Here is a 6,411-nt window from a genome sequence, read left to right on the forward strand (position 1 = left end):
ACACGCTCTGCGAGTCTTCTATGAATAAACGTCCGTTGTATTTCGACTACGCCGCCACCACGCCGGTGGATGAGCGGGTCATCAAGGTCATGGTCGAGTGTCTGGGTTTCACCGGTAACTTCGGCAATCCAGCGTCCAGCTCCCACGCCTTCGGCCAACAGGCCCGGCAATCGGTCGAGCAGGCACGGCATCAGGTCGCCGAACTGGTCGGCGCTCAGGCAGAACAAATTGTCTGGACCTCCGGCGCCACCGAATCCAACAACCTTGCCCTCAAGGGCGTGGCCCAGGCCCGCGGTGTGTCCGGCGGCCATATCGTCACCAGCCAGATCGAACACAAGGCGATTCTCGACACTGCAAAACAATTGCAGGACACAGGCGTTGCCGTGACGTATCTGGTGCCCGATGCCGAAGGCCTGATTACTCCGCAGGCAGTCAGCGAAGCGATGCGCGAGGACACCTTTCTGGTGTCGCTGATGCTGGTCAATAACGAACTGGGCACCGTCAATGACATCCCGGCCATCGGCCAGGTGGTACGTGATCGTGATGCGTTGTTCCACGTCGATGCGGCTCAGGGCGCCGGCAAAGTGGCGATCGACCTGGCCCGGTGGCCGGTGGATTTGATGTCGTTTTCGGCGCACAAGGTCTACGGTCCCAAAGGCATCGGCGCGTTGTATGTAGGGCCTCGTGCCCAGCAGCGTCTGCAGGCGCAGATTCACGGTGGAGGGCACGAGGGCGGGTTGCGTTCCGGCACCCTGGCGACGCACCAGATTGCTGCCATGGGCGCAGCCTTCGTGTTGGCGGCCGCCTCGTTCGATGAAGAAAAAGCCACCATCGCGCGTCTGCGTGAACGCTTGCTCGAGTCGTTGCTGAGCATTCCCGGCGTTCGTCTCAATGGCAGCCCGACGCAGCGCATTCCCCATACCCTGAGCCTGACCTTCAACGAAGGCGAGTTCAATCCTGCCGCGTTGAGCACCTCGATTGCATTCTCCGCGACCTCGGCCTGCAACTCCGCCAGCAATGCCCCGTCCCATGTATTGCTGGCCCTGGGGCATGACGCGCGCTCGGCCAGTCGCACCATTCGCTTGAGTCTGGGGCGTTTCACCACCGAGCAGGATATCGACCAGGCGGTGCAGCTGATTAAAGCGGCAGCCGCCAGTGCTCCGGCATTCTGGGCGACAGGACCTTAAAAGCGCTGACTTCGATCGGCACTAAACAATAATGATGAAGTGGTTAGCAGGAGACACGATGAGTACGCAGCCTTCGATCAATGGATCGGTGCCCCAGCGCCTGGCGCAAACCCGCGAGCTGATGAACCGGGAGGGCATTCATGCTCTGCTGGTGCCGTCGGCCGACCCGCACCTGTCGGAATACCTGCCGGGTTATTGGCAGGGGCGGCAGTGGCTGTCGGGTTTCCATGGTTCGGTCGGCACGCTGATCGTTACGCCGGACTTTGCCGGTGTCTGGGCCGACAGCCGCTATTGGGAACAAGCGAGCAAGGAACTCAAGGGCAGCGGCATCGAACTGGTCAAGCTGCAACCGGGTCAACCCGGCCCGCTCGATTGGCTGGCCGAGCAAACCCCTGAAGGCGGCGTAGTCGCGGTTGACGGTGCGGTGATGGCCGTGGCCTCGGCGCGCACCCTGAGCAGCAAACTCGAAGCGTGCGGTGCACGTCTGCGCACCGACATCGATTTGCTGAGCGAAGTCTGGAGCGACCGCCCAAGCCTGCCGAACGAGCCTGTCTATCAACACTTGCCGCCCCAGGCGACGGTCAGCCGTGGTGAAAAACTCGCTCAATTGCGTGAGGCATTGAAAGAGCGCGGTGCGGACTGGCACTTCATCGCCACCCTCGATGACATCGCCTGGCTATTCAACCTGCGTGGCGGCGACGTATCGTTCAACCCGGTGTTCGTGTCCTTCGCCTTGATCAGCCAGCAGCAGGCCACCTTGTTCGTAGCCCTGAGCAAAGTGAGTGCTGAGCTGCGCGCCATTCTCGAACAGGACGGCGTGACCCTGCGCGATTACAGTGAAGTGGCCGCCACCTTGCGCGCCGTGCCGAGTGGCGCGAGCCTGCAAGTCGATCCGGCGCGGGTCACGGCCGGTCTGCTGGATAACCTGAACAGCGGCGTGAAACTGCTTGAAGGCCTGAACCCGACCACCCTGGCCAAGTCACAGAAAAGCCTGGCCGATGCCGAGCACATTCGTCGGGCCATGGAGCAGGATGGCGCCGCGCTGTGCGAATTTTTCGCCTGGCTGGAAACGGCGCTGGGGCGTGAGCGCGTCACCGAACTGACCATCGACGAACACCTGACCGCGGCCCGTACCCGGCGTCCGGATTATGTGTCGCTGAGCTTCAACACCATTGCCGCGTTCAACGCCAACGGCGCCATGCCGCACTACCACGCCACCGAAGAAGAACATGCGGTGATCGAGGGCGACGGTCTGTTGTTGATCGACTCCGGCGGCCAATACCTGGGCGGCACCACTGACATCACCCGCATGGTGCCGGTCGGTACGCCGACTGACGAGCAGAAGCGCGATTGCACCCGCGTGCTCAAAGGCGTGATTGCCTTGTCACGTGCGCAATTCCCGAAAGGCATTCTGTCGCCGTTGCTGGACGCCATCGCCCGCGCACCAATCTGGGCCGAAAGCGTCGACTATGGTCACGGCACCGGTCACGGCGTCGGTTACTTCCTTAATGTCCATGAAGGCCCGCAAGTCATCGCCTATCAGGCCGCGACGGCACCGCAAACAGCGATGCAGCCGGGGATGATCACGTCCATCGAGCCGGGCACTTATCGTCCGGGTCGCTGGGGGGTGCGAATCGAGAACCTGGTATTGAACCGCGAAGCGGGCAAGAGCGAGTTCGGTGAATTCCTGAAATTCGAAACCCTGACTTTGTGCCCGATCGACACCCGCTGCCTGGAGCCGTCATTGCTGACCGAAGACGAAAAACAGTGGTTCAACGCCTATCACGCCGAGGTGCGTGAACGCTTGAGCCCGTTGCTCGATGGTGCAGCCCTCGAATGGTTGAATACCCGAACCGCGGCTATTTGAGCGGGCTGAGTTCAGGCGCTGTTTCCAGCGCCTGGCTCATGTCGTGACAGACGCTGGCTATTGCGTACGCAGGGCTTCAAGGACGAAGTCCAGGCGATCCTGGCCGAAGAACAGCTGATCCCCGACAAACATGCTCGGCGCCCCGAAAACACCGCGTTGCACTGCGTCTTCAGTGTTTTCCTTGAGGGCGGCTTTGACGGCCTCATCGGCGGTCAACGCCAGCACCTCGTTCGGATCGAAACCGTTTTGCGTCAGCACGGCGGCAACGGTCGCCGGATCATCGAGGCTGTGCCCCTCAACCCAAAGAGCCTGAAACAGGCAATCGATCAACGCCTGAAAGCGTTCGGGATGGCGCAACTGCATACCCGTGACAGCGCGCATCAGCAGCAGGGTATTGATGGGGAAGTGCGGGTTGAACTTCAGCAGTACGCCATAGCGTCTGGCATAGCGATCCAGATCCTGAAACATGTAGCGACCCTTGGCCGGTATGGTAATGGGGGAAGCATTGCCGGTAGCTTTGAAGACACCGCCCAGCAGCATCGGTCTGTAGATCAGCTGACTATTGGTCTGCTCGCAGATCTTCGGCAGTTGGGTATAGGCCAGGTAGGTGGCGGGGCTGCCAAGATCGAAAAAGAACTCCACGGTTTTGCTCATGGTCGATGTGCTCTTCTTATTTGTGGAGGAGAGGGCTACCAGCGTTCATTCCAGGGGCGCAGGTCCAGCTCGAACGTCCAGGCGTCCCGTGGCTGGCTATGCAAGTGCCAATAGTTTTCGGCGATGTGCTCAGGGTTGAGGATGCCGTCCTGATCCTTGGTCGCGTATTTTTCCGGAAAGTTGTCGCGGATAAAGTCGGTGTCGATGGCGCCATCGACCACGACGTTGGCGACATGGATGTTCATCGGTCCCAGTTCGCGAGCCATGCTTTGCGCCAGGGCGCGAATCCCGTGCTTGGCACCGGCGAAGGCTGCGAAACCCGCGGCACCGCGCAAGCCGGCAGTGGCGCCGGTGAACAAAATCGTGCCCCGTTGGCGGGTGACCATGCGCTTGGCCACTTCACGAGCGTTGAGAAACCCTGAGAAACAGGCCATTTCCCAAATCTTGAAATACTTGCGGGCGGTTCTTCGAGAATACTGCACGGCACATTGGCGCCGATATTGAAGACGAACGCTTCGATGGGGCCGATCTCGGTTTCGATCTGCTCGATGAGCGCAATCACGTCCTCTTCCTTGCGTGCGTCGCAGGCAAAACCGTGAGCCTCGCCGCCACTCGCCGTGATGGCATCTACCAGTGGCTGGAGTTTGTCTGCGCTACGACGGGTGACGCAAGCAACGAAACCTTCCTGGGCAAAACGCTTGGCGATGGCGCTGCCGGTGGCATCGCCGGCGCCGACGACCAATACGATTTTCTTGTTATGGGTAGCGGTGGTCATGAGATGTCGCCCTTTGCTGAACGGTCATTGACTGACGAACGTTAGCAGCATCCGGGCGAAGCACCTACCGGGCTACGCAAACCCGATAGAAGGAGAGAGTTACTTGCAGATGACGATCATGCTGCGGCTGGTGTAGCCGGCCGGGTTGAGGCCGAACGGGTAATCACCGGGCTCTTCTACGGCATCCCCTGATTTTGCGATGACCTTGTAGCCCTTGGGTGCGCATGAGTCGGCGGCACTGGTGTAGCACTTGTCCCAGGAGGATGACAGCCCCGAACAGTTTATATGCAGTCCTTTCTTGCCGTGTTTGACATGGGTTTTCGAGGTCGCCGCGCAGCCTGCAATTGCAAGTATGGCGATCAGTATCAAAATTCGTTTCATTGCTGTCCTTATAGAGCCCCCGGATCTGGTGCCTGGGTCTGCCCGCATTCGCTTTTGCTTGAAGCGTTCTGATATCCCTATCTGAAAAAATCCATGCCTGACACTGAGTTACGTAGCCTAAACATGGCCTAATTGAGCGGCAAATACCAGACCTTCGTCAAATCTCGTTTCAATCCGCTGCGACCGCCGGCTTGGCGGTACTCCCCATGGTCATGGTCGCGCCGACGGAAGCCAGAATGATGCACAGGATAGCCATCCACTGTGACAGGGAAAGATACTCATGAAGGAACAGCAGACCGGACAATGCGCCAAACGCGGGCTCGATGCTCATCAGAGTACCGAAGGTGCGTGCCGGAATCCGTGTGAGGGCGACCATCTCCAGGGTGTAGGGCAGGGCGGTGGATAGAATGGCGACCCCGATGGCTACGGGGATCAACGAAGGTGTCAGCAACGCAGCACCCGCGTGGACAATGCCGATGGGGGCTACGAACAACGCGGCAATCATCACGCCCAGTGCGGCGGTCTGCACTCCATTATCAGCACCGGCCTTCTGGCCGAACAGAATGTACAACGCCCAGCAGACTCCAGCACCAAGGGCATAACCTGCACCGACCAGATCGATGCCTGCGCTCGCGGCGCCTGTTGGAATCAATAGCAGTAAACCGATGGCAGCCAGAGCGATCCATAGAAAGTCGATCGCTCGACGTGAGGCATATATAGCAACCGCCAATGGGCCGGTGAACTCCAGGGCTACCGCGATACCCAGAGGGACAGTGCGCAAGGACATATAGAAGAGGAAGTTCATGCCGCCCAGCGCCATCCCGTAGACGATAACGGTGCGCAGGGATTTGGCAGTGAGCTTCGCTCGCCATGGTCGCAATAGCAGCAGCATGATCACGCTGGCGAAGATCAACCGCAGGGTGGTCGTCCCTTGAGCGCCAATAACAGGGAACATGCTCTTGGCCAGGGAGGCCCCGGACTGGATCGATGCCATGGCTATTAAGAGCAGGCCAACCGAGAGCAGAGTCGAGGCAAGGCTGCGGGGATGGTCATTCATTACGTGGCATCGTCCGAAGTAGAAAGCGAAAGGTATTGTTTCATTTGTTGGGCAATATACTGCGCATTCATTGCGCGCGCGTCTATATATAAGCAGGGATTTTGAATATCTCGATAGAAAAGCGTAATCAGGGGTTGACGGCAGATTCTGGACGTCTATAATTCGCCCCACTTCCGGCGCAGTCGAAACGGAAAACTCCTTGGTAAACAAAGAGTTACGCAGTTTTCGGCAGCGGTTACGCTTCAGTTCATCGAAGCCAGAAGGAGTTGAAAGGGCGGTGTTGTTTGGCTCTTTTAACGGTTCGATCTTCTCGGTCGAAAGCGGAGAAAAAGAGGTGTTGACAGCAGCGAGTAACGCTGTAGAATTCGCCTCCCGCTAACGAGAGATCGGAAGCGCAAGTGGTTGAAGTTATTAAAGATTTTCAAGCGAAACTTTGAAAGCTTCTGAAGATAACCGCTTGACAGCAACAGAGGCTGCTGTAGAATGCGCG

At 58.9% G+C, this 6,411-nt stretch carries 5 protein-coding genes and 1 pseudogene; 2 read left to right on the plus strand and 4 right to left on the minus strand.

Annotated features, from left to right (window positions below; all coding sequences use genetic code 11):
* The first annotated feature begins 20 nt into the window (after positions 1-20).
* Positions 21-1,187 carry a cysteine desulfurase family protein gene (locus tag KGB14_RS02010; protein WP_223483863.1) on the plus strand — a complete coding sequence of 389 codons (1,167 nt, stop codon included), beginning with the start codon at positions 21-23 and terminating at the stop codon, positions 1,185-1,187.
* Positions 1,188-1,245: 58 nt separating this feature from the next.
* A complete protein-coding gene (locus KGB14_RS02015; protein ID WP_223483864.1) occupies positions 1,246-3,054 on the plus strand; it encodes an aminopeptidase P family protein in 1,809 nt (602 codons plus the stop codon).
* A 57-nt stretch (positions 3,055-3,111) separates the two neighbouring features.
* On the opposite strand, the gene KGB14_RS02020 is transcribed toward KGB14_RS02015, so the two are convergent.
* The 4 genes and pseudogenes from KGB14_RS02020 to rhtA form a co-directional block, all read right to left on the minus strand.
* Positions 3,112-3,708, minus strand: coding sequence for a 2-hydroxychromene-2-carboxylate isomerase (locus KGB14_RS02020; protein ID WP_223483865.1), 597 nt, complete (start codon positions 3,706-3,708; stop codon positions 3,112-3,114).
* 35 nt (positions 3,709-3,743) lie between these two features.
* Positions 3,744-4,483: pseudogene (locus KGB14_RS02025) on the minus strand (SDR family oxidoreductase).
* 99 nt (positions 4,484-4,582) lie between these two features.
* Positions 4,583-4,864 (minus strand): hypothetical protein, encoded by a 282-nt coding sequence (locus KGB14_RS02030; RefSeq protein WP_223483866.1) that lies wholly within the window; start codon positions 4,862-4,864, stop codon positions 4,583-4,585.
* Positions 4,865-5,033: 169 nt separating this feature from the next.
* A complete protein-coding gene (gene rhtA / locus KGB14_RS02035; RefSeq protein ID WP_223483867.1) occupies positions 5,034-5,921 on the minus strand; it encodes a threonine/homoserine exporter RhtA in 888 nt (295 codons plus the stop codon).
* Positions 5,922-6,411 lie beyond the last annotated feature (490 nt).

It is taken from the genome of Pseudomonas sp. A-RE-19 (genome assembly GCF_019956555.1).
Taxonomy (GTDB): domain Bacteria; phylum Pseudomonadota; class Gammaproteobacteria; order Pseudomonadales; family Pseudomonadaceae; genus Aquipseudomonas.